This is a genomic window from Pseudomonas sp. PGPR N4 (assembly GCF_059693665.1).
This window is the reverse complement of sequence record NZ_JCAUKV010000001.1, coordinates 1,524,107-1,545,544: the sequence shown is the minus strand read 5'-3', so window position 1 is coordinate 1,545,544 and position 21,438 is coordinate 1,524,107. Positions and strand designations below refer to the sequence as shown.

At 60.7% G+C, this 21,438-nt stretch carries 17 protein-coding genes, 4 tRNA genes and 1 pseudogene; 14 read left to right on the top strand and 8 right to left on the bottom strand.

All coding sequences use genetic code 11. From position 1 onward, the window contains the following. The first annotated feature begins 58 nt into the window (after positions 1 to 58). Positions 59 to 1,105, top strand: a complete 1,047-nt coding sequence (locus AC58X1_RS06965; RefSeq protein ID WP_497428567.1) for a DUF1176 domain-containing protein — start codon at positions 59 to 61, stop codon at positions 1,103 to 1,105. A gap of 33 nt (positions 1,106 to 1,138) precedes the next feature. On the opposite strand, the gene AC58X1_RS06960 is transcribed toward AC58X1_RS06965, so the two are convergent. The 3 genes from AC58X1_RS06960 to AC58X1_RS06950 all read right to left on the bottom strand — a co-directional run bounded on the left by AC58X1_RS06960 (position 1,139) and on the right by AC58X1_RS06950 (position 5,034). Further along, positions 1,139 to 1,924 carry a sulfite exporter TauE/SafE family protein gene (locus AC58X1_RS06960; RefSeq protein WP_101321097.1) on the bottom strand — a complete coding sequence of 262 codons (786 nt, stop codon included), beginning with the start codon at positions 1,922 to 1,924 and terminating at the stop codon, positions 1,139 to 1,141. A gap of 168 nt (positions 1,925 to 2,092) precedes the next feature. After that, on the bottom strand, positions 2,093 to 3,979 hold the full coding sequence (mcpA, locus tag AC58X1_RS06955) for a methyl-accepting chemotaxis protein McpA (RefSeq protein WP_150570771.1): 1,887 nt from the start codon (positions 3,977 to 3,979) through the stop codon (positions 2,093 to 2,095). A gap of 176 nt (positions 3,980 to 4,155) precedes the next feature. After that, entirely contained in the window at positions 4,156 to 5,034 is an 879-nt protein-coding gene (locus AC58X1_RS06950) for a LysR family transcriptional regulator (RefSeq protein WP_497428566.1), read from the bottom strand. Positions 5,035 to 5,141: 107 nt separating this feature from the next. Here AC58X1_RS06950 and AC58X1_RS06945 point away from each other — a divergent pair, with 107 nt between their 5' ends. Continuing rightward, positions 5,142 to 5,570, top strand: coding sequence for a PACE efflux transporter (locus tag AC58X1_RS06945; RefSeq protein ID WP_497428565.1), 429 nt, complete (start codon positions 5,142 to 5,144; stop codon positions 5,568 to 5,570). Position 5,571: 1 nt separating this feature from the next. Here the strand turns inward: AC58X1_RS06945 and AC58X1_RS06940 are convergent. The 4 genes and pseudogenes from AC58X1_RS06940 to AC58X1_RS06925 form a co-directional block, all read right to left on the bottom strand. Continuing rightward, positions 5,572 to 6,546 (bottom strand): annotated as a pseudogene (locus AC58X1_RS06940) (hypothetical protein); the annotation flags it as partial. Positions 6,547 to 6,620: 74 nt separating this feature from the next. After that, entirely contained in the window at positions 6,621 to 7,316 is a 696-nt protein-coding gene (locus tag AC58X1_RS06935; protein WP_101321089.1) for a GntR family transcriptional regulator, read from the bottom strand. Between the two features lie 16 nt (positions 7,317 to 7,332). Beyond that, entirely contained in the window at positions 7,333 to 8,040 is a 708-nt protein-coding gene (locus AC58X1_RS06930; RefSeq protein WP_101323070.1) for a FadR/GntR family transcriptional regulator, read from the bottom strand. A gap of 69 nt (positions 8,041 to 8,109) precedes the next feature. Continuing rightward, positions 8,110 to 9,420, bottom strand: coding sequence for a C4-dicarboxylate transporter DctA (locus AC58X1_RS06925; protein ID WP_101321087.1), 1,311 nt, complete (start codon positions 9,418 to 9,420; stop codon positions 8,110 to 8,112). 401 nt (positions 9,421 to 9,821) lie between these two features. Between AC58X1_RS06925 and AC58X1_RS06920 the strand changes: the two genes are divergently transcribed. Then, positions 9,822 to 11,525 (top strand): putative bifunctional diguanylate cyclase/phosphodiesterase, encoded by a 1,704-nt coding sequence (locus AC58X1_RS06920; RefSeq protein WP_101321085.1) that lies wholly within the window; start codon positions 9,822 to 9,824, stop codon positions 11,523 to 11,525. 78 nt (positions 11,526 to 11,603) lie between these two features. Here the strand turns inward: AC58X1_RS06920 and folD are convergent, their stop codons facing one another. Then, complete coding sequence (gene folD, locus AC58X1_RS06915; protein ID WP_101321083.1) at positions 11,604 to 12,458, bottom strand: bifunctional methylenetetrahydrofolate dehydrogenase/methenyltetrahydrofolate cyclohydrolase FolD; 855 nt, start codon at positions 12,456 to 12,458, stop codon at positions 11,604 to 11,606. 269 nt (positions 12,459 to 12,727) lie between these two features. On the opposite strand from folD, the gene AC58X1_RS06910 reads away from it, so the two are divergent. The 11 genes from AC58X1_RS06910 (at position 12,728) to AC58X1_RS06860 (ending at position 21,371) form a co-directional block, all read left to right on the top strand. Next, positions 12,728 to 12,804, top strand: a tRNA-Arg gene (locus AC58X1_RS06910). A 50-nt stretch (positions 12,805 to 12,854) separates the two neighbouring features. After that, positions 12,855 to 12,930, top strand: a tRNA-His gene (locus tag AC58X1_RS06905). Positions 12,931 to 12,987: 57 nt separating this feature from the next. After that, positions 12,988 to 13,072: transfer RNA gene (locus AC58X1_RS06900), tRNA-Leu, on the top strand. A 33-nt stretch (positions 13,073 to 13,105) separates the two neighbouring features. Beyond that, positions 13,106 to 13,181 (top strand) — tRNA-His (locus tag AC58X1_RS06895). A 237-nt stretch (positions 13,182 to 13,418) separates the two neighbouring features. Beyond that, entirely contained in the window at positions 13,419 to 14,198 is a 780-nt protein-coding gene (locus AC58X1_RS06890; protein ID WP_150572403.1) for a class I SAM-dependent methyltransferase, read from the top strand. A 201-nt stretch (positions 14,199 to 14,399) separates the two neighbouring features. After that, a complete protein-coding gene (locus AC58X1_RS06885; RefSeq protein WP_150569837.1) occupies positions 14,400 to 14,705 on the top strand; it encodes a DUF6388 family protein in 306 nt (101 codons plus the stop codon). Positions 14,706 to 14,939: 234 nt separating this feature from the next. After that, positions 14,940 to 16,253: a trigger factor gene (tig, locus tag AC58X1_RS06880; protein WP_103437967.1), complete on the top strand. Its 1,314-nt coding sequence runs from the start codon at positions 14,940 to 14,942 to the stop codon at positions 16,251 to 16,253. A gap of 91 nt (positions 16,254 to 16,344) precedes the next feature. Then, the gene (gene clpP / locus AC58X1_RS06875) at positions 16,345 to 16,986 is read left to right on the top strand and encodes an ATP-dependent Clp endopeptidase proteolytic subunit ClpP (RefSeq protein WP_101321077.1); all 642 of its coding nucleotides are present in this window, start codon (positions 16,345 to 16,347) and stop codon (positions 16,984 to 16,986) included. 108 nt (positions 16,987 to 17,094) lie between these two features. Beyond that, positions 17,095 to 18,378 carry an ATP-dependent Clp protease ATP-binding subunit ClpX gene (gene clpX / locus AC58X1_RS06870; protein ID WP_101321075.1) on the top strand — a complete coding sequence of 428 codons (1,284 nt, stop codon included), beginning with the start codon at positions 17,095 to 17,097 and terminating at the stop codon, positions 18,376 to 18,378. Positions 18,379 to 18,531: 153 nt separating this feature from the next. Further along, positions 18,532 to 20,928, top strand: coding sequence for an endopeptidase La (lon, locus tag AC58X1_RS06865; RefSeq protein ID WP_101321072.1), 2,397 nt, complete (start codon positions 18,532 to 18,534; stop codon positions 20,926 to 20,928). Between the two features lie 170 nt (positions 20,929 to 21,098). After that, positions 21,099 to 21,371, top strand: coding sequence for an HU family DNA-binding protein (locus AC58X1_RS06860; RefSeq protein ID WP_101321070.1), 273 nt, complete (start codon positions 21,099 to 21,101; stop codon positions 21,369 to 21,371). The last annotated feature ends 67 nt before the right edge of the window (positions 21,372 to 21,438 follow it).

Below are 21,438 nucleotides of genomic sequence, written 5' to 3'. Positions count from 1 at the left end.
CATCTGCAATGATCGTCAGGCCCGTTCAGGGCACCTCAAGGACTGCACAGGAATCAGCATGATGCACGTAACCCTCCCATGCCGGGCAGCCCTGCTCGGCCTCGCGTTGCTGCCGAGCCTGGCCGTAGCGGCTGGCCCGGAACCAGTACCGGTATATCGGCAGATCAAGGACTGGATCGTTGGCTGCGACAACACCCGCGCCTGTACCGCCGTCGCCGCAGCGCAGGAAGATGCCAATTCGCTGTGGCTGGTGGTGCACCGCGAGGCTGGTCTGAACGGTGCGCTGAGCCTGCGCGTGGTCGGCGGCGCTTCCTGGGACTCGCCACCGCTACTCGACGGCCAGCCATTGACGGCCAGCTGGCACAAGCAGCGCGACGAGTATCAGACCGTCCTGCAGGTGGATGGTGAGGCCGGCGCCGCGCTCGTGCGCCAGTTGCGCAACGGCGAGCGCCTGACAGCGGCCAGCAGCGACGGCGAGTTGCAGGCATCGCTGCAGGGCATCAGTGCGGCGCTGCTGCTGATCGACTCGGTGCAGGGCCGTATCGGCCACGCCAGCGCGCTGGTGCGCCCCGGCACCGCCGCAGATGCCAGCGTGCCGCCAGCACCCACCATGGCCAAGCTGCCGCCGTTCACCGCAGCGCCCGCGCTGGACCCTGCGCAGGCCACCCAGATGCGCAGCGCGGTCATGGCCAAAGCCAAGGCCGATGGCGATGTATTTGATCAAGAGGGTGTGCGCAGCCTCGAACTACAGCCACTCGACAGCCAGCACGCGCTGGCCCTGATCAGTTCGGAATGCGGCGCCTACAACTGTTCGTACACGCTGTACCGGGTTGGCCGTGCAGCGCCTTACGTGATCAGCGAGCTACCGTTCGAGGCGCCGGCAAGTGAGGTGGTCGACAGCCGCTTGACCGGCTATGTCGCGTTCGATTCGAACAGCGGCGAGCTGTACGGCTTCGACAAGGGCCGCGGGATTGGCGACTGCGGTGTCAACGAGATCTGGCGCTACGACGGTGAGCGCATGCGCTTGCTCAGCCTGGCCAAGATGGACCGCTGTGCGCAGGTTTCTTCAGAGTATTGGCCGGTGCTGTGGCGTGCCGGCAAGTAACGGCAAGGGCTGCGCTGCAGCCCCGGAAGAAGGTCAGAACGCCAGCTTGTAACCGATCAGCAGCAGCATCGCCGCCAGGCATGGGCGCAGGACGTTGTCGGAGATGCGCCCGCTGAGGTGGCTGCCCAGGTAGATGCCCGGCAGCGAGCCCAGCAACAGATAACCGAGCAGCGACCAATCCATGTTGCCCATGCCGGCATGGCCAAGGCCCGCGACCAGCGTCAGCGGCACGGCGTGAGCGATCTCGGTGCCGACCAGGCGGCGGGTAACCAGGAACGGGTACAGCAGGAACAACGCTACCGTACCCAGGGCACCGGCGCCGATCGAGGTCAGGGTCACCATCACGCCGAGGATCACCCCGGTGAACACGGTCAGGCCGTTGAGGGTGCGATCGCTGAGGTGATAGTGGTCGCCGGCATGGCGGCTGGCAAAGGCCTGCAGGCGCGATTTGAACAGCAGCGCCAGCGCGGTCAGGATCAGCACCACAGCCAGGCCTTGCTTGATCACCGCATTCAGCGCCGAGGTGTCGGCATGCAGCGTGCTGAGGAACCACAGGGTTAGCGCCGCCGCAGGCACACTGCCCAGGCTGAGCCAGCCGGTGATCTTCCAGTCGATGTTCTTGTTGCGCCCGTGCACCCAGACGCCACTGGCCTTGGTAATAGCAGCATAGAGCAGGTCGGTGCCCACGGCAGTTGCAGGGTTGACGCCAAACCAGAGCAGGATCGGCGTCATCAACGACCCGCCGCCAACGCCAGTCATGCCAACGATGAAACCTACGATTAGCCCTGCAATGGTGAAACCGAAAGAACCTACATCCATACGTTACTCGACTGCCCAACTTGCCCGTGATCGGATGAGCGCAAGCATATAGGTAGTTGATATAGCCAAATAGATTTGTTGGTTATTAGGTTATAACCGGGTGCGGGAGGGTGTTGCGGGCAAGCCCCGCGCCGTAACTGGCGCGGGGCTTTGTTACGCGGGGCTGGATCAGATACGGAAACTGCCGACCAGCTGCTTCAGACGCCCAGCCTGCTGGCTCAGCGCATCGCAGTGCTGCAGGGTCTCGTTGAGGTTCTGCACGCCTTGCTGGTTGAGGGTGTTGATCTGGGTGATATCCAGGTTGAGGCTCTCGACCACGGCAGTCTGCTCTTCGGTGGCGGTGGCCACCGACTGGTTCATACCGTCGATTTCACCGATCCGCTGCGTGACACTGGCCAGCCGCTCACCGGCCTTGTTGGCGACCTGCACGGTCTGCTCACTCGACACCTGGCTGGCGTTCATGGTGTGCACCGCCTCACGCGAACCGACCTGCAGGCTGGTGATCATGCGGTGAATCTCTTCTGCCGACTCCTGCGTACGGTGGGCAAGGTTGCGCACCTCGTCGGCAACCACGGCAAAGCCACGGCCGGCTTCACCGGCGCGGGCAGCTTCGATGGCCGCGTTGAGCGCGAGCAGGTTGGTCTGCTGGGAAATTCCCTTGATCACATCAAGGATCTTACCGATGTCGTCAGTGCTGGTGTTGAGGATTTCGATCTGCTCGCACGACTCACTGATTTTCAGCGACAGTGCGGTCATCGCCGTGATGGCATCGTCGACCACCTGGCGGCCGTCATGGGCCTGGTCGCTGGCGCCGCTGGCGTGTTGCGAGGCGTCGGCGGCGTTGCGGGCAATTTCCTGGGTCGCGGCACCGAGCTGATTGATCGCTGCCGCGACGCTGTTGGTGCGCATGCTTTGCTCTTCCGAGCCGCTGATCGAGGCATTGGAGGCACTGACGACTTTTTCCGAGAGGTCATGGACCAGGCGGGTCGCCGAGGACACCTCGCTGATGGAAGCATGGATGCGCTCGACGAAGCGGTTGAACGAGGTCGCCAGTTCGCCGAACTCGTCCTGGTTCTGCACGGTGAGGCGGCGGGTCAGGTCGCCTTCGCCTTCGGCGATGTCGCGCATGGCGCGGCCCATGGTGGTCAGCGGGCGCATCAATACCGGGATCAGCAAACCGAGCAGACCGGCGATGGCCGCTACGGCAACCAGCATGGCAATGATTGCCGAAGTGCGGAACTGGCTTAGCGCGGCATAGGCCTTGTCCTTGTCGATGGACAGGCCGATATACCACTTGGCCGACGGCAGGCCGTTGATCGGGGCGAACGAGATCAGCCGCTCCTGGCCATCGAGCACCACGTCCTGCATGCCCGGCTCGACGCGCAGGTTGGCGGCAGGGTAGATGTCCTTGAGGTTTTTCATCACCTGGGTCTTGTCCGGGCTGACGATCACCTGGCCGTCGCGGTCGGCCAGAAACGCATGGCCGATGCCGCCGAAGTCGACCGAGTTGATGATCTCGACCAGGGTGTCGAGCGACAGGTCACCGCCGATTACACCGAGCAGTTGGCCGTCGGCCTTGGCTTTGACCGGGGTGGCAATGGTCACCACCAGGCCGCCGACGGCACTCTGGTAGGGCGGCGTCAGCAGGGTCTGGCCGGCGCTGACAGCGGCGCTGTACCAGGGACGCTGACGCGGGTCGTAGGTGTCGGGCATCTTCTCGTCAGGGCGCTGGGTGAATACGCCATTGGTCTGGCCCAGGTAGGTGAAGAGGAAGTTGCGGGTGTACGAAGGCTGGCCGATCAGTCCGGCCAGGTTATTGCCAGCACCTTGCTCGGCAATGTCTTCAGCGAGGTTTTCCAGCACCAGGATGCGTCCACTCATCCAGTTTTGCACGCTGCTGGCAGTCAATGCGCCGGCCTGCTGCACCGACGATTCCAGGTTCTGGCGAATCGTACTGCGCTGCAGGTAGTCGTTGTAGAGGGTAAACAGGGCAAATGCCAGCACCACGACACCGCAGGCACTGAGGAGAATCTTGTGGCGGAACTTCAGGTTCATGTTTCGAGACCTTGAGCCATGTTGAGAGGACGCCGGGCGCTTGTGACGCGATGACGGCTTACTTGATTTCTATCGGCTCAAGCCGGACAAAACTGATAGGCCAGTGCGGCTTTATTTAGTGCACGGCGACGGACGGTGAGCGTCGGCTGGTCTGCCCATGCTGCAGTGCCTTGCGGCTAACGCTCAGTCAGCAGCTCGACCAGCATTCGCGCGCCCTGCGCCAGCGGGTGCTGTTTGCTCCAATAAGCATGCACGGGCAGCTCCAGGGCGTTCTGGGTATTGCCGAAATCCAGCTGCAGCAAGCGCCCGGCGGCGACCAGTGGGGTGACTCGAGAGGCCGGGAAGTCACCCCAGCCCAAGCCTGCTTCGACCATCTGTAGGGCCAGATCGAGGCTGTTGCTGCGCCAGTGTGCGGCGCCGATCAGCGTGCGTGGATCAGCCAGCGGCAGCTCGCTGCTGCAGACCAGAATCTGGCGCACATTGACCAGGTCTTCGAGGTAGCGGATGCGCTTGCCGTTCAGGGCCGGATGATGCGGTGCCAGGGTTGCCAGTAGCGACTCCTTGCCGATGTTGTGAAAGCTGCGACGCGAGTCGACCTTGAGCTCGGCAAACGCCAGGCACAGGCTCACCCGTGCACTGTCGAGCAAGTGCAGGGCCTCATCCTGCGGCGCGCTGATCAGCTCAACGTCGAGCAGCGGGTAGCGTGCGCTCAAGGTCGCAATGGCTTGCAGCAGGGGTTGGTGGTCGATGTCCGGCACCACCGCAATGGCCAGGCTGCTTTCCAGCCCTCCGGACAGCTCCAGCGCATGCACCTGCAAGCGGCCCAGCTGGTCGCCGATCAGCCGTGCATGAGGCTCGAGTGCCAGTGCTTGCGGGGTAGGGCGGGCCTCACGCGGGCCTCGCTGAAACAGCGGGTAGCCAAGCTCGGCTTCGAGATTGCCGATTGCCATGCTCACCGCCGATGGCACCCGGCGCAAGGCGCGGGCGGCGGCCGAGAACGAGCCGTGGTCGAGGACGGCGAGAAACAGCTGGATCGTGTCGCTGGAAAAATTCATGGTCGGTCAGGCTCCTGTCAGCAAAGCTGATAGCAGCTGACTTTTCCTGTCAAGTCTGCTGAAGCATCCTGCGCGCCTTCGGTGAACGCAAGACGTGAGGTAACGCTGTGCAAGGTGTCAAACGCAAACTGGTCTACGTGACTTTCTATGAGCTGATCGGCCTGTGCATGTCGACACTCGGCCTGGCTTATCTGTCCGACACCCAGGCGTCACATACCGGGCCGCTGGCGGTGATGATCACCACCATCGCGATGCTCTGGAACCTGATCTACAACAGCCTGTTCGAGTACTGGGAGGCGCGCCAGAGCAAGCGCGGGCGCAGCGTGGTGCGGCGGCTAGCGCATGCCATCGGTTTTCAGCTGACCCTGGTGATATACCTGATCCCGCTGATTGCCTGGTGGCTGGACATGACCTTGCTCGAAGCACTGGTGGTGGATCTCGCGTTCATTATCTTGGTGCCGTGCTACACCTTTGCCTACAACTGGGCATTCGATCGCCTGTTCGGCCTGCCCACCTCGGCCATGGCTACTGCTTGAGCAGCAGGCCATCCTCGATCTGCCCCGACAGGTAATACACCCCGGACATCGCCCCACTCTGGCGGTTGTCCATCAGCTCGCGCCACTCCTGGTTGAGGGCAACGTTGAGGATCACCCGCAGTTGCTCGACCATCTGCGGTTGCTCTTGGTCGTGGCTGATCATCGCGATGCCGGTAGCGGCTACCGAGATCAACGCCCCGGCGGCCTTGCCCACCGCCGCTGCCACCGCACTGGCAATACCGCGTGGGGCGAGGGTGGCGCTGAGCTTTTCACTGGCGCGAGTGGCCACAGACGACAGGCCGAGCTGGGTCTGGCTGGCGAGTTTGGCTGCCTGTTGATTGAGGTGCTGGCGCAGCGCAAGCCAGGCTGGTTGCTGCGCCAGGGGTTTGGCTCTGAGCAGTTGATAGAGGCTGGCATCCCGCGCAGCGGGTGGGCCCAGTGCGATTGCCTTTACCCGCGTGAGGCGTTGGCTGAGCTGGTCGGGCGGGGCGTTGTAGCGCTGGATGATGGCCGTCAGTTGCTGGGCAAACAGTTGCAGGTACAGCTCGCTGGCGCGGTCACGGATGGCTTCGGGGTTGATCTCCCGTGCCACCGGCTCGAGTACGCGCTGGTGATACTGCTCCTGCAGATACAACGCCAGGCGCTTCTCGGGTGGCTCGGCACCGTTGCCGCTGTTCATCTTGTACCAGGCGACTTTCAGGGTCAGCCACTGCTGCGTCCAGTAGCCGGTGAACCACGGGATGAAGTCGCTTTCGGTGCGTTTCTGCACCTCGTCCTTCCATACTCGCATCGAGCGCCGCGCATAGTCGTTGGCCGAGCCGGTGGCAGCCAGCGAGGCGTTGATCAGTTCGCGATCGACCTGCTGCCAGGCGCCGACACTCAGAGCGACCGGGGGCGGCGCAGTGGGCCGCTTGCCGGCACAGCCGCCTACCGCCAGCACCAGGCAGAGCAAGAGCAAGCCACCACGCGCATTCATGCCGGCGCCTCCTTGTGAAGAGGCTGAGGGGATCAGCTGATTATAGGTAGGCAGCGGCCCCGCGGCAGTTTTTGCTAAAGGCTGTGGTCCTGGCCGAGATCGAGCTTGGCTTCGAGCCGGTCCAGATGCTCGTGCATCAAGGTCAGCGCCGCGCTGCTGTCGCCACTTTCGACGGCATCGATGATCGCGGCGTGTTCTTCCCAGGCGCAGTGGTCGCAGCAGGGTGACTCATAGCGGGCGATGATCAACGAAGTCATCGGCACCAGGCCATTGAGAAAGCGCGCCAAGGGTGCGTTGGCGGCCATCTGCGCAAGCTTCAGGTGGAACTCGCCGCCGAGGCGGATCGCCGTGCAGCGCTCGCCCTGTTCATGGTGCTGGCGCTCGCGCTCGACCAGTTGCCGTAGTTGCCGGATCTGATTGGGGCGGGCCCGTTGGGTCGCCAGGGTGATCAGGGTGGTTTCGGCCAGGCGGCGGGCGCTAAGCACTTGCCGCGCCTGTTGCGGGTCGGGTGCGGCCAGGTGCGCGGTATGGCTTGGACGCTGCACCACCACTTGCTGATCGGACAAGCGCCCAAGCACCCGCCGGATCACCGTGCGGCTGACGCCAAAGGCGTCGCCCAGGGCCTGTTCCGGCAGTGCACTGCCAGGTGGCAGGCGCTGTTCGAGGATGGCGTCGAACAAGCGGGGGTAGATCTGCTCGGCAGAGAGGCGGGTCTCGCCGGCGCCGAGCAGGGCAGGCAGGGGCTGGGCGGCGTGGGCGCAAGCGGTCATGGTCGCTCTCCTGGAGTCATGGGCCGGGGTGTTCGTCCGGGATATTCAGTTCGATACCCATGCGCAGGCCTTCCTGGAGGATGTGCCGACGCATCTGGGCACTGGCCTGGGCGCTGTTCTTGTCACGGATGGCACGCACCACGGCTTCGTTCTCACGCAGGCGCGCAGCCAGGTGCTCGGGCGAATTGCGCAGCATGTCGGCGCTTTGCTTGAGGGCATTGCCGGTCTGTTGCACCACGCTCTGGAAAATCGGGTTGGTGGTCAGGGCAAACAGCTCCTGATGGAAGGCGATGTAGGCGTTGACGCCAGCTTCGCTGTCGCTGGCGTCTAGCGCCTCGCGCATGTCCATCAGGGTCAGGCGCAGTTGGCCTATGTCCTGGCTGTTAGCCGACTGCGCGACCAGGCCGACGATAAACGGCTCAAGGGTGTAACGCAGTTCGAGCACGTCGGCCAGGCTGGCAGCGCCGACGGCGTCGCCGACCGGCTCCTGCGCTGCGGCGGCGTCAGCGTCCAGGACCAGCACTCCTTTGCCCGGTAGCGAGCGCACCAGGCCGAGGGTTTCGAGGACGGTTACCGCTTCGCGCAGGCTCGGCCGGCTGATGCCCATCTGTTCGGCCAGCTCGCGCTGGCCGGGCAGCATTTCACCGCTGCGCCACTGGCCGCGGGCCAGCGCCTGGCGCAGTTTTTCCACTACTGATGTGACCACGGTCGATGAACTGATCATGGGTCGTTTCCTGATAAAAGTTGCATAACGCTCCTGAAACAGGCCGGCATCGCTGCCGGCCTGTATCAATCAGAACTCCTGTTGATGGGCGATGGGTTGTTTGCGCGGCTGGTGGGCAAAGCCCGGTTTGCCGCTGAGCACGTTGTTGGCGCGCTCCAGGTCGATGTCTTTTTCCCAGCGGGCGATGGCCACGGTGGCGACGCAGTTGCCGATCAGGTTGGTCAGGGCGCGACCGATACCCATGAACCAGTCCACTGCCAGCACCAGCACCAGGCCAACCACCGGGATCGCCGGCACTGCGGTCAGCGTGGCTGCGAGGATCACCAGTGCCGAGCCGGGGATGCCGTGGGCGCCTTTGGAGGTGACCAGCGATACCAGCAAGATGGTCATCAGGTCAGTCATGGCCAGCGGCGTGCCGGTGGCATTGGCGATGAACACGATGGCCAACGTCAGGTAGATCGAGAAACCGTCGAGGTTGAACGAGTAGCCGGTAGGGATCACCAGGCCAACCGTCGAGCTACCGATACCGAGGTGCTCGAGCTTGCGCATGATCTGCGGCAGTACAGCGTCGGACGAAGCGGTGCCCATGACGATGGTCAGCTCTTCACGCAGGTACTTGATCAGTGGCAGCAGGCGCAGGCCCGACAGGCGCATCACGGTGCCGAGCACGACCAGCACGAAGCCGGCGCAGGTCAGGTAGAACAGCGCGACCAGGCCGCCCAGGTGGTGCAGCGACTCCAGGCCATATTTGCTGGTAGTGAAAGCGATCGCGCCGAACACGCCAATCGGTGCCAGGCGCACGATCATGCCCATGATGCGGAAGATCACGTGGCTGAGTTCGTTGATCAGGCGCGAAATGCCTGACGCGGCTTCACCAACCAGGTTCAGGGCACTGCCGAACAGCACCGAGAACAGCAGCACCTGCAGGATGTTGTTGTCGGCGAAGGCGCCGATGACCGAGGTCGGGATCAGGCCCATTAGGAAGGTGGCGGTGCTGTGCACCTGCTGGCCGCGGTCGGCGAGGCCATTGGCGTCGGCAACAGACAGTTGATCCAGATGGATGTTGGCGCCGCTACCGATGCCGGTACTGAAGGCGAACACCAGGCCGATGACCAGGGCAATAGTTGTCAGTACCTCGAAGTAGATCACCGACTTGAGGCCGATGCGCCCGACCTTTTTCAGGTCGCCGGCACCGGAAATGCCACTGACCACCACGCAGAACACGATCAGGCCGATGAGCATCTTGATCAGCTTGATAAAGCCGTCGCCGAGGGGTTTCAACTGGAGGGAGACCTCAGGGAAGCTGAGGCCGCAAACGATACCAAGGACCAGCCCTAGCACCACCTGAAGGAAAATCGAACGCGAGCACCACTTAAGCATGGGAGGAGTCTCAGATCGGTGTCCTTGCTTCGATGGAGCAGCGGGCCAAAGAGCGCAGGACTTAATTATTGTGGTCTTACCGGTTTGTTCAGTGCCCGATCATAAAACCGCGAAATTTCCTACATTGCAAGTGAATTTGGCCTGACCGGTCTGACCAGTTGCGAGCTATCGCATCTGGCCGCTCTGGCGCGGGAAATTACCTGTGCAAGCGCTCGAGCCAGAGCAATTTGCTGTGCAGGGTGCGGCAGATGCCGCTTGAACCCAAACGGCGCTAGCCAGTGCGCTGATGCTTTGGCCTCATTTCCATTCTCGGCATGGACACGTAGAATCCGCCGCTTTTGCTTGAGCGGCCGCCTGATCTGTATGGATGAAGCGGTTCAAGCGCTGGGCCAGGATGGCATATGGACGATAACTACCGCGCGGCCGTGGACGCGGCCGCGATTTTTTCCGAAGCCGACCTGAGCGGGCGTATCACCTACGTCAACCAGCAGTTTTGCAGCATCTCCGGCTACAGCCGGGAGGAACTGCTCGGCGCCAACCACCGGATCCTCAATTCGGGCCTGCACGAGCCTGAGTTCTTCCTCGACATGTGGCGCGCGCTGGTGGCCGGGCAGGTCTGGAAAGGCGAGATCTGCAACCGTGCCAAGGACGGTTCGTTGTACTGGGTCGACAGCACCATGGTGCCGTTGATTGATCCGGCGTCGGGCAAGGTTCGCAAGTACGTTTCGATTCGCTTCGACGTGACCGAAAAGCGCCAACTGCTGCACACCCTGCAGTGGCGGGTTGGACACGATGTGTTGACCGGGCTGCCCAATCGCGCCTACCTGTCCGATCTGCTCAATCAGGCCCTGGCCTTTTCTCGCAGAGAGAACATTCCGTTGGCCGTGTGCATGCTTGATCTGGACCGGTTCAAGGCGGTCAACGACGGCTACGGGCATGCCGCGGGTGACCGGTTGCTGGTGGAAGTGGCGAGCCGTCTGCAAAAGATCTTGCGCGCAGGGGACTCGGTGGCGCGGCTGTCAGGGGATGAGTTTGTGCTGATCCTGCGCCATGTAAAGGACAGTGACCAGCTGCATGCTGGCCTGCAGCGCATCCTCGATGCCCTGGCGGCGCCTTATCCGTTACGCGAGCAGACCGTGATCGTCAGTGCGAGCATCGGCGTTACCCTGTTTCCGCAGGATGACGAGGATGCCGACACCCTGGTGCGCCATGCCGATCAGGCCATGTATGTCGCCAAGCAGCGCGGGCGCAACCGTTACCACCTGTTCGACGTGACGCAGGAGCTTGAACTCAAGGCCACTCACCAGACCGTGGCGCGGGTTCGCCAGGCCCTGCATGACGGTGAGCTGTGCCTGCATTACCAGCCCAAGGTGAATATGCGCAGCGGGGAAGTGCTGGGCTTTGAAGGGCTGCTGCGCTGGCAGCACCCGCTCAACGGAATGGTGATGCCTGGAGATTTTCTGCCATTGGTCGAGCAGACCGACCTGATCGTCGAACTGGGCGAATGGGTGATCGAGCAGGCCTTGAGGCAATTGCAAAGCTGGCACACGCAAGGTCATCAATGGTCGGTCAGCGTCAACATCGCTGCGCGTCATTTGCAGCGCGCTGATTTTGCCGAGCGTCTGGAGCAATTGCTGGCGCGCCATGCCTCGGTCGATCCGGCGCTGCTGGACCTGGAGATCGTCGAGTCGGTCGCCATCGAGAATATCCAGCACGTCAGTCAATGCCTGGCGGCTTGTCAGGGCCTTGGGGTGCGTTTCTCGCTGGACGACTTCGGTACCGGCTATTCCTCGCTCAGCTACCTGAAGCGATTGCAGGCGCAGACGATCAAGATCGACAAGTCGTTCGTGCGGGACATTTTGCATGATCAGGATGACCTGGCTCTGACCCGGGCGGTGATCGGCCTGGCTCGGGCCTTTGGCCGCGAGGTCATCGCCGAGGGTCTTGAGACTCACGAGCACGGCCTGGTATTGATGGCGCTGGGCTGTGATCTGGCTCAGGGGTATGCGATTGCGCGGCCCATGCCGGCGGCGGATGTGCTGGTGTGGGCGCACGGCTACGTGCAGCCAGAGCAGTGGCCTGGTGGAGTGCTCAAACGTATCTGACGAACTGGGCTCAAAAAAAACGGCACATGAGTGCCGTTTTTTACGCTGTAGCAGCCTTGGCCACCGTTGGCGTTGACCTTATTTATGCAGCTCTTGCGCCGCATACAAGGTGTTTTCCAGCAGGCAGGCGCGAGTCATCGGCCCAACGCCGCCTGGTACCGGCGTAATCCAGCCGGCACGGGGCAGGGCGGTCTCGTAGACCACATCGCCTACCAGCTTGCCGTCTTCCTGGCGGTTGATGCCGACGTCGATGACGATTGCGCCCGGCTTGATCCACTCACCCTTGACCAGGCCCGGCTTGCCCGCCGCAACCACGACCAGATCGGCGCGGCCGACGTGTTCGGCCAGATCTTTGGTGAAGCGGTGAGTGACGGTCACGGTGCAGCCAGCCAGCAGCAGCTCCATAGCCATCGGCCGGCCAACGATATTCGAGGCGCCGACGACTACAGCGTCCATCCCGTACAGGTCCTGGCCGGTGCTTTCCAGCAGGGCCATGATGCCTTTCGGGGTGCATGGGCGCAGCAGCGGGATGCGCTGGGCGAGGCGGCCGACGTTATACGGATGGAAACCGTCGACGTCCTTGTCCGGGCGAATCCGCTCGAGCAGCAGCGAAGCGTCGAGGTGCGCTGGCAACGGCAGCTGCAGGAGGATGCCGTCGACTGCGGCGTCCTCATTGAGCTGGTCGATCAGGTCGGTCAGCGCTTGCTGGGAGGTTTCGCTGGGCAGGTCGAACGCCTGGGAGATAAAGCCGACCTCTTCGCAGTCCTTGCGCTTGTGCGATACATAGACTTGGGAGGCGGGATCGGTGCCGACCAGGATCACTGCCAGGCCTGGCGTGCGCAGGCCTTGCTGGCGGCGCTCCACGACCTGTTGAGCGATCTGCTGGCGCAGGTTGGCGGCGATCGCCTTGCCATCGATAAGGTGTGCAGTCATAGACGCGTGATTAACCATCGAGAAAGAAACAGATAGAATGGCGCATTCTCGCACGACACGGCCCGAGGGCAAAGGCGGGTAGTCGGGCAAATCCTCTAACTCCTTCAATAATTTCGATTTTTTAGAGAAAGGTGTTGACGCTTTTACAGCTCGTCTATAACATTCGGCGCACTTGTCGGGCACAGCCTATCACTGGTTGGCGAAGTCGGGCAGAATGGGTGGTTCGCAGCGTTGCTGCCAGCCCCTGTGAGGTTAGGCAGATTGCTTATGTGCCCGTAGCTCAGCTGGATAGAGCATCCGCCTTCTAAGCGGATGGTCGCAGGTTCGAGTCCTGCCGGGTGCGCCATTAGGCAGCTTAGGCACGCAAGTGATGCAGTAACGTAATGCCGCTATATGGTGGGCGTAGCTCAGTTGGTAGAGCGCCGGATTGTGATTCCGGTTGTCGTGGGTTCGATTCCCATCGTCCACCCCATATTTTTCGAAGGCGCCTTGATTGAACGATCTGGCGCCTTTGATTTAAGTGTTGCATGCGGATGTGGTGGAATTGGTAGACACACTGGATTTAGGTTCCAGCGGCGCAAGCTGTAAGAGTTCGAGTCTCTTCATCCGCACCATGCTTCAAGGTTTCAACGCAGTACCGCACTATGGTGGGCGTAGCTCAGTTGGTAGAGCGCCGGATTGTGATTCCGGTTGTCGTGGGTTCGATTCCCATCGTCCACCCCATATTTATATTAAAGGCGCCTCGATCGAATGATCAGGCGCCTTTTTTTTGCCTTCTTTTCGAGGTGGTCCGTCATTTGGCTGGCGCCGCCTTCGCATGATGCAGGCTGTTGGGGGTGGCTTTCGCGAATAACCTGCTGATTCTATTGGTTTTTTATTCTTGTTGGTCGGTTTCTTGCTAGGTGGGAGGCCTGCCGCTGGTCTACTGGCGCGCCACTCTCGTGCATACAAGGATCAACCATGAAAGTCTGCCATACCAATCGAGACAACTTTTATCGTTTGCTGGGTGCAGTATTCCAGTCGCTTGAAAAGCGCCCATTGGTGGCGGAGCTGGGTGTGCTCCGCGGGGAAAACGCATTGAAGATGTATGCGGCCATGGAGCCGGAACGTATGGTCCTGATTGACAGCTGGAGCGCTGCGGCCAACGATGCCTACAGCCCATTCGACGAGCTGCCGGAGTGGGTCGCACCGGTTGATGCCTACGAGTATTACTATGGCGGCTCTATGCACGACCCGGCGACCTGGGATGCGCTCTATGACGAGTGCGCAGCGAAGTTCGTCGACAAGCCGGAAGTGAGCATGATCCGCGCCGATACCATCAGTGCCATCGACAAGGTCCGCCAACAAACCGGCATTCATCAGTTTGACCTGGTGTATGTCGATGCCAATCATCAGTACGAATACGTCCTGCGCGATATGATGCGCTATCAGGAGTTTCTCGGTGAAGATGGCATCATGATGCTCAATGATTGCTGCCACAGCGTCATGGGCACCAAGCAGAATCTGGGTGTTCTCGAGGCGTTGGGCAGTTTCATGAAGCGCACCGACTTCATCCCTGTCGCAGTCACCAATACGGATTGGTCGGACGTGATTCTTGTGCGCCGCAATTCCAAGCTGGTGCAATTGTTCGATGTGGCGCTGACCAACTCCGACGTGCCCTATGTAGAGATCCCACATCAGCTGATTACAGCGGCACGTGTAGTCTACGGCGCGCAGCGTCATAACATCAGTTTCGTCTGATCGCGACCATTATTGCCGCAAAGGTCTTGGGCGGCCCCTGCTGATTGGGGCTAGCCCGCAGGTGCACCTCGTCGGGCCACTCGTGCTCGGCGTCTGCAGCTCTGGACGCGCTTTGGCACGCTGCGCTGGTGACAATTCAGTAAAAGCTGATAGATTTCAGCTGGTTGAATTGCGGCCAGCTGCCGCCAGAGGAAATACCCGATGATAGCCAAAGAAGCTCGCCAGGCGCTGGCACTGCAACGCTTTGCCGAGGCCAATCCGCAGATGCTCGAAGAGATCCGCGAATTGAGCCCGCGCGAGCAGGCTCAGCAGATCCAGTGGGCCTTTGATGATGCAGCGCAGGAGCAGGGCATCGAGCCCTGGGAACTGACCCTGCAATTGGTCGCTCAGAGCCCTGAGGAACTGCACGCCATGCGTCTTGAGGTGCACCGTGAGGTGGCCGAGGCGTTGGGCATGGAGTGGGATGAGTACTGCGCGTTCAACGAGATCGACCCCGAGCACGGCTGATTGCCGCCGTGTTTGTTTGACAAGGTTTTTCAGTCAGGGGCTGCGGCTGCCTGCGTGCAGCCCTTTATAGATGAGGCCTGGCGCATTTTGCGCAGGGTTTTCCATGAAATCGATCGGCGAGATTTCCCGTCGTCTTGAGTGGGGTGACTTCTGGTGCGTGAGTCACTAGAATGCTTGCCCTTGATTCTGGAGTCGGGCTTTCGCCGGCTAACGTCTGTGCAACGAGGAATATCCATGCAAGTTTCGGTTGAAAACACTTCCGCTCTCGAGCGCCGCATGACCATCGCCGTCCCGGCCGAGCGCGTCGAGACCGAAGTCAACAAGCGTCTGCAGCAGACTGCCCGTCGCGCCAAGGTTGCGGGCTTCCGCCCTGGCAAGGTGCCAATGAGCGTGATCCGCCAGCGTTACGAAGAAGCTGCCCGTCAGGAAGCCTTCGGTGACCTGGTTCAGTCGTCCTTCTACGAGGCTGTGGTTGAGCAGAAGCTGAACCCGGCTGGCGCCCCGGCCGTTGAGCCAAAGTCCTTCGAAAAAGGTAAGGACCTGGAATTCGTTGCCATCTTCGAAGTGTTCCCAGAGTTCACCGTTGCCGGCTTCGACTCGATCAACGTCGAGCGTCTGAGCGCCGAAGTGGCTGATGCTGACCTGGACAACATGCTGGAAGTCCTGCGCAAGCAGAACACCCGCTTTGAAACTGTCGAGCGCGCTGCGCAGATCGACGACCAGGTCAACATCGACTTCGTCGGCAAGGTTGACGGTGAAGAGTTCGCCGGTGGCTCGGCCAAGGGCACCCAGCTGGTACTGGGCTCCGGCCGCATGATCCCAGGCTTCGAAGATGGCCTGGTAGGCGCCAAAGCTGGCGAAGAGCGCGTTGTCAACGTGACCTTCCCAGAGGACTACCAGAACCTCGACCTGGCTGGCAAAGCTGCTGAGTTCACCATCACCGTGAACAGCGTTTCGGCTCCCCAGCTGCCTGAGCTGAACGAAGAGTTCTTCGCCCAGTTCGGCATCAAGGAAACCACCCTGGAAGGCTTCCGCACCGAAGTTCGCAAGAACATGGAGCGTGAACTGCGCCAGGCGATCAAGACCAAGGTAAAAAACCAGGTCATGGACGGTCTGCTGGCCGCCAACCCGATCGAAGTGCCAAAAGCGCTGCTGGAAAACGAAGTCAACCGTCTGCGCGTACAGGCTGTTCAGCAGTTCGGTGGCAACATCAAGCCTGAGCAACTGCCGGCCGAGCTGTTCGAAGAACAAGCCAAGCGCCGCGTCGTGCTGGGTCTGATCGTGGCTGAAGTGGTCAAGCAGTTCGACCTCAAGCCTGACGAAGGCAAGGTTCGCGAGATGATCGAAGAAATGGCTTCCGCTTACCAGGAGCCAGAGCAGGTCATCAGCTGGTACTACAAAAACGACCAGCAGCTGAACGAAGTGCGTTCGGTTGTGCTGGAAGAGCAAGTTGTAGATACTGTCCTGCAGAAAGCGACTGTGACCGACAAATCGGTCTCGTACGAAGAAGCAGTTAAACCAGCACAGGCTCCTGCCGAAGCTGAGTAATCTGCAGCTCTCGTAGGAAACCACCACAAGCCAGCCTTCGCGCTGGCTTGTGCGTATTCAAGCCATGACTATTTGGGAGTGAGTGCAGGACATGTCCCGCAATTCTTATATTCAGCAGAGCTCTGACATCCAGGCCGCAGGCGGTCTGGTCCCGATGGTTGTCGAGCAGTCCGCCCGCGGCGAACGCGCCTATGACATCTACTCGCGCCTCTTGAAAGAGCGGGTGATCTTCCTGGTAGGTCCTGTAGAAGACTACATGGCCAACCTGGTAGTGGCACAGATGTTGTTCCTCGAAGCGGAAAACCCGGACAAGGATATCCATCTCTACATCAACTCACCGGGCGGTTCGGTGACTGCGGGCATGTCGATCTACGACACCATGCAGTTCATCAAGCCGGATGTCTCCACCATCTGCATCGGCCAAGCCTGCAGCATGGGTGCCTTCCTGTTGACCGCGGGTGCCAAGGGCAAGCGTCACTGCCTGCCGAACTCGCGCGTCATGATCCACCAGCCGCTTGGCGGCTTCCAGGGTCAGGCCACCGACATCCAGATCCACGCCCAGGAAATCCTCAGCATCAAGGCCCGTCTCAACGAGCTGCTGGCCTACCACACTGGCCAGGATCTGGAGACGATCCAGCGTGATACTGAGCGTGACAACTTCATGAGCGCGCAGCGCGCGGCCGAGTACGGCCTGGTCGACTCGGTATACGACAAGCGGCAACTGGCGTCCTGATCCTCAGGGCCAGAGCAGGCAGGCGTCAAAAGCGCCTGCCTGCGGACTTGAAAAAGCCCGCAATTGCCTTCATCTTGTGTTGCAAGCCTACCGGATTGGATCGATCGAATGACTGACACCCGTAACGGCGAGGACAGCGGCAAATTGCTTTATTGCTCCTTCTGCGGCAAAAGCCAGCACGAAGTGCGCAAATTGATTGCTGGGCCCTCGGTATTTATCTGCGACGAGTGCGTCGACCTGTGCAACGACATCATCCGAGAGGAGGTGCAGGAAGCCCAGGCCGAAAGCAATGCGCACAAATTGCCTTCGCCGAAAGAAATCAGCGGCATCCTTGACCAGTACGTGATTGGTCAGGAGCGCGCGAAGAAGGTGCTCGCGGTAGCGGTGTACAACCACTACAAGCGCCTGAATCAGCGTGACAAGAAGGGCGACGAAGTCGAACTCGGCAAGAGCAACATTCTCCTGATCGGGCCGACTGGCTCGGGCAAGACGCTGCTCGCCGAAACCCTGGCACGCCTTTTGAACGTACCGTTTACCATTGCCGACGCCACCACCCTGACCGAAGCCGGTTATGTTGGTGAGGACGTCGAGAACATCATTCAGAAGCTGCTGCAAAAGTGCGACTACGACGTGGAGAAGGCCCAGATGGGCATTGTCTACATCGACGAAATCGACAAGATTTCGCGCAAGTCGGACAACCCGTCGATCACCCGTGACGTTTCGGGTGAAGGCGTGCAGCAAGCGCTGTTGAAGTTGATTGAAGGCACCGTGGCTTCCGTGCCGCCGCAAGGTGGTCGCAAGCACCCGCAACAGGAATTCCTGCAGGTTGATACCCGCAATATCCTGTTCATTTGCGGTGGCGCATTCTCTGGCCTCGAGAAGGTCATCCAGGGCCGTTCCACCAAAGGTGGCATTGGTTTTGGTGCAGAAGTGCGCAGCAAGGAAGAAGGCAAGAAGGTTGGTGAATCCCTGCGTGAAGTCGAGCCTGACGATCTGGTCAAGTTCGGTCTGATCCCTGAGTTCGTTGGCCGTCTGCCGGTGTTGGCTACCCTCGACGAGTTGGACGAAGCTGCGCTGATGCAGATTCTGACCGAGCCGAAGAACGCCCTCACCAAGCAGTACGCCAAGCTGTTCGAGATGGAAAGCGTGGACCTCGAGTTCCGCAGCGATGCTCTCAAGGCCGTCGCGCGCAAGGCCCTGGAGCGCAAGACCGGCGCCCGTGGCCTGCGTTCGATTCTCGAAGGCGTGCTGCTCGACACCATGTACGAGATTCCTTCGCAGAAGGAAGTCAGCAAGGTGGTGATCGACGAGAGCGTCATCGAAGGTACCTCGCAGCCGTTGCTCATTTACGAGAACAACGAGCCGCAGGCCAAAGCCGCACCGGACGCCTGATCCAGGCAGCCGTTGTGAAAAATGAAAGGGGCCTTCGGGCCCCTTTCTGCTTTTCCCGCTTAAGTGCTTGTAATTTGAAGGACCTACCCCCACATTAGGTCCAAGCACTATTTCCACCGGATTCGGCCATAAGGCCGCTGTAGAGGCGAAATCATGAAGACAACCCTCGACTTGCCTCTTTTGCCATTGCGCGATGTCGTCGTTTACCCGCACATGGTTATCCCGCTGTTTGTGGGGCGCGAAAAATCCATCGAAGCCCTCGAGGCGGCGATGACGGGCGAAAAGCAGATCCTGCTGCTTGCCCAGAAAAACCCTGCCGATGATGATCCAGGTGAAGACGCCCTGTACCGCGTCGGCACCATCGCCACTGTCCTGCAGCTGCTGAAACTGCCCGATGGCACCGTCAAGGTCCTGGTCGAGGGTGAGCAGCGCGGCGCTGTCGAGCGTTTCAACGAGGTTGATGGGCATGTCCGTGCCGACGTCAGCCTGATCGATGAAACCGACGCCCCAGAGCGTGAGTCGGAAGTGTTCGTGCGCAGCTTGCTGTCGCAGTTCGAGCAGTACGTGCAATTGGGCAAGAAAGTCCCGGCTGAAGTACTGTCCTCGCTCAACAGCATCGAAGAGCCGGGTCGCCTGGTCGATACCATGGCCGCGCACATGGCGCTGAAGATCGAGCAGAAGCAAGAGATCCTCGAGATCGTCGACCTGCAGGCGCGGGTCGAGCACGTGCTGGCCTTGCTGGATGGCGAGATCGACCTGCTGCAGGTTGAAAAACGCATCCGCGGCCGGGTCAAGAAGCAGATGGAGCGCAGCCAGCGCGAGTACTACCTGAATGAGCAGATGAAGGCCATTCAGAAGGAGCTTGGTGATGGCGATGAAGGCCACAACGAAGTCGAAGAGCTGAAAAAGCGCATCGATGCCGCTGGCCTGCCCAAAGATGCCCTGACCAAGGCTCAGGCTGAGCTGAACAAACTCAAGCAGATGTCGCCTATGTCGGCTGAAGCTACCGTGGTGCGGACCTACCTCGACTGGCTGGTGCAGGTGCCATGGAAAGCCCAGAGCAAGGTCCGCCTGGACCTGGCCAAGGCTGAAGAAATTCTCGACGCCGACCACTATGGCCTGGACGAGGTCAAGGAGCGCATCCTTGAGTATCTCGCCGTACAGAAGCGGGTGAAAAAGATCCGTGGTCCTGTGCTGTGCCTGGTTGGCCCGCCTGGCGTCGGCAAGACCTCGCTGGCCGAGTCGATCGCCACTGCTACCAATCGCAAGTTCGTCCGGATGGCCCTCGGTGGCGTGCGTGACGAGGCCGAGATTCGTGGTCACCGGCGTACCTACATCGGCTCCATGCCGGGCCGCCTGATCCAGAAAATGACCAAGGTTGGCGTACGTAACCCGCTGTTCCTGCTTGACGAAATCGACAAGATGGGCAGCGACATGCGCGGCGATCCGGCCTCGGCACTGCTGGAAGTACTCGATCCCGAGCAGAACCACAATTTCAACGACCATTACCTGGAGGTCGATTACGACCTGTCCGACGTAATGTTCCTGTGCACCTCGAACTCGATGAACATCCCGCCGGCGCTGCTCGACCGAATGGAAGTCATCCGTCTGCCGGGTTACACCGAAGACGAGAAGATCAACATCGCGGTCAAGTACCTGGTGCCCAAGCAGGTCAAGGCCAACGGCCTGAAGAAGGACGAGCTGGACATCGATGTCTCGGCGATCCGCGACATCATCCGCTTCTATACCCGCGAAGCCGGTGTGCGTGGCCTCGAACGTCAGATTGCGAAGATCTGCCGCAAGGTGGTCAAGGAGCACAGCGGGCAGAAATCGGTGAAGGTCAAGGTCACCAGCGAGCAGCTCGAGCATCACCTGGGAGTACGCAAGTTCCGTTACGGCCTGGCTGAGCAGCAGGATCAGATCGGTCAAGTGACCGGCCTGGCCTGGACCCAGGTGGGCGGGGAATTGCTCACCATCGAGGCGGTAGTGATCCCTGGCAAGGGCCAGTTGATCAAGACCGGTTCGCTCGGTGACGTCATGGTCGAGTCGATCACGGCGGCGCAAACCGTGGTTCGCAGCCGTGCCCGTAGTCTGGGGATCGCCGCTGACTTCCACGAGAAGCGCGACGTTCACATCCACATGCCTGAAGGCGCGACGCCGAAGGATGGCCCGAGCGCAGGCGTTGGCATGTGCACCGCATTGGTCTCGGCACTGACCCAGATCCCGGTACGCGCCGACGTGGCCATGACCGGCGAGATCACCTTGCGTGGTCAGGTTCTGGCCATCGGCGGGCTCAAGGAAAAGCTCCTTGCAGCGCACCGGGGTGGGATCAAGACGGTGATCATTCCCGAAGAGAACGTTCGTGACCTGAAAGAGATTCCGGACAACATCAAGCAGGATCTTCAGATCAAACCGGTCAAATGGATTGACGAAGTCCTCCAAATTGCGCTGCAATACGCCCCCGAGCCCTTGCCAGATGTGGCTCCGGAGATCGTCGCGAAGGATGACAAGCGCGACAGCGATGCCAAGGAAAGAATCAGCACGCACTAATACGTCTCACGCTGGGGGGCTTTCCTTGACAGTTTTTTCGGGCCCTTGCTATAAAGCGGCACGCTCGTGTCAACAGGCCACCCAGCGCTCGTTTTGCACGCACTAATTTTTACACGCATTAATTACATACTTAGAAACATACTTAAATTAGAGATATAAGGGGACTTAGAGTGAACAAGTCGGAACTGATTGACGCTATCGCCACATCTGCTGATATTTCGAAAGCCACCGCCGGTAAGGCTCTGGATGCAGTGATCGACTCCGTACAGGGCGCTCTGCAAAAAGGCGACGACGTGGTTCTGGTAGGTTTCGGTACTTTCACGGTCAAAGACCGTGCCGAGCGCACTGGCCGTAACCCGCAAACCGGTGCTGCGATCAAGATCGCCGCCGCCAAGGTTCCTGGCTTCAAGCCTGGCAAAGGCCTGAAAGACGCTGTCAACTAAGTCGTCTGTTCAGCCGGCCGCGGCGCTACCGTGGCCAATCGCGTGACGGCGGGACGCAAACGTTCCC

Bases quoted from the DNA above. Each gene is read 5' to 3' on its own strand.
- AC58X1_RS06965 (WP_497428567.1), top strand. From the start codon at position 59: ATGATGCACGTAACCCTCCCATGCCGGGCAGCCCTGCTCGGCCTCGCG.
- mcpA (WP_150570771.1), bottom strand. From the start codon at position 3,979: ATGAACCTGAAGTTCCGCCACAAGATTCTCCTCAGTGCCTGCGGTGTC.
- clpX (WP_101321075.1), top strand. From the start codon at position 17,095: ATGACTGACACCCGTAACGGCGAGGACAGCGGCAAATTGCTTTATTGC.
- lon (WP_101321072.1), top strand. From the start codon at position 18,532: ATGAAGACAACCCTCGACTTGCCTCTTTTGCCATTGCGCGATGTCGTC.
- AC58X1_RS06960 (WP_101321097.1), bottom strand. From the start codon at position 1,924: ATGGATGTAGGTTCTTTCGGTTTCACCATTGCAGGGCTAATCGTAGGT.
- AC58X1_RS06890 (WP_150572403.1), top strand. From the start codon at position 13,419: ATGAAAGTCTGCCATACCAATCGAGACAACTTTTATCGTTTGCTGGGT.
- folD (WP_101321083.1), bottom strand. From the start codon at position 12,458: ATGACTGCACACCTTATCGATGGCAAGGCGATCGCCGCCAACCTGCGC.
- AC58X1_RS06950 (WP_497428566.1), bottom strand. From the start codon at position 5,034: ATGAATTTTTCCAGCGACACGATCCAGCTGTTTCTCGCCGTCCTCGAC.
- AC58X1_RS06930 (WP_101323070.1), bottom strand. From the start codon at position 8,040: ATGATCAGTTCATCGACCGTGGTCACATCAGTAGTGGAAAAACTGCGC.
- AC58X1_RS06925 (WP_101321087.1), bottom strand. From the start codon at position 9,420: ATGCTTAAGTGGTGCTCGCGTTCGATTTTCCTTCAGGTGGTGCTAGGG.
- AC58X1_RS06885 (WP_150569837.1), top strand. From the start codon at position 14,400: ATGATAGCCAAAGAAGCTCGCCAGGCGCTGGCACTGCAACGCTTTGCC.
- tig (WP_103437967.1), top strand. From the start codon at position 14,940: ATGCAAGTTTCGGTTGAAAACACTTCCGCTCTCGAGCGCCGCATGACC.
- AC58X1_RS06935 (WP_101321089.1), bottom strand. From the start codon at position 7,316: ATGACCGCTTGCGCCCACGCCGCCCAGCCCCTGCCTGCCCTGCTCGGC.
- AC58X1_RS06920 (WP_101321085.1), top strand. From the start codon at position 9,822: ATGGACGATAACTACCGCGCGGCCGTGGACGCGGCCGCGATTTTTTCC.
- clpP (WP_101321077.1), top strand. From the start codon at position 16,345: ATGTCCCGCAATTCTTATATTCAGCAGAGCTCTGACATCCAGGCCGCA.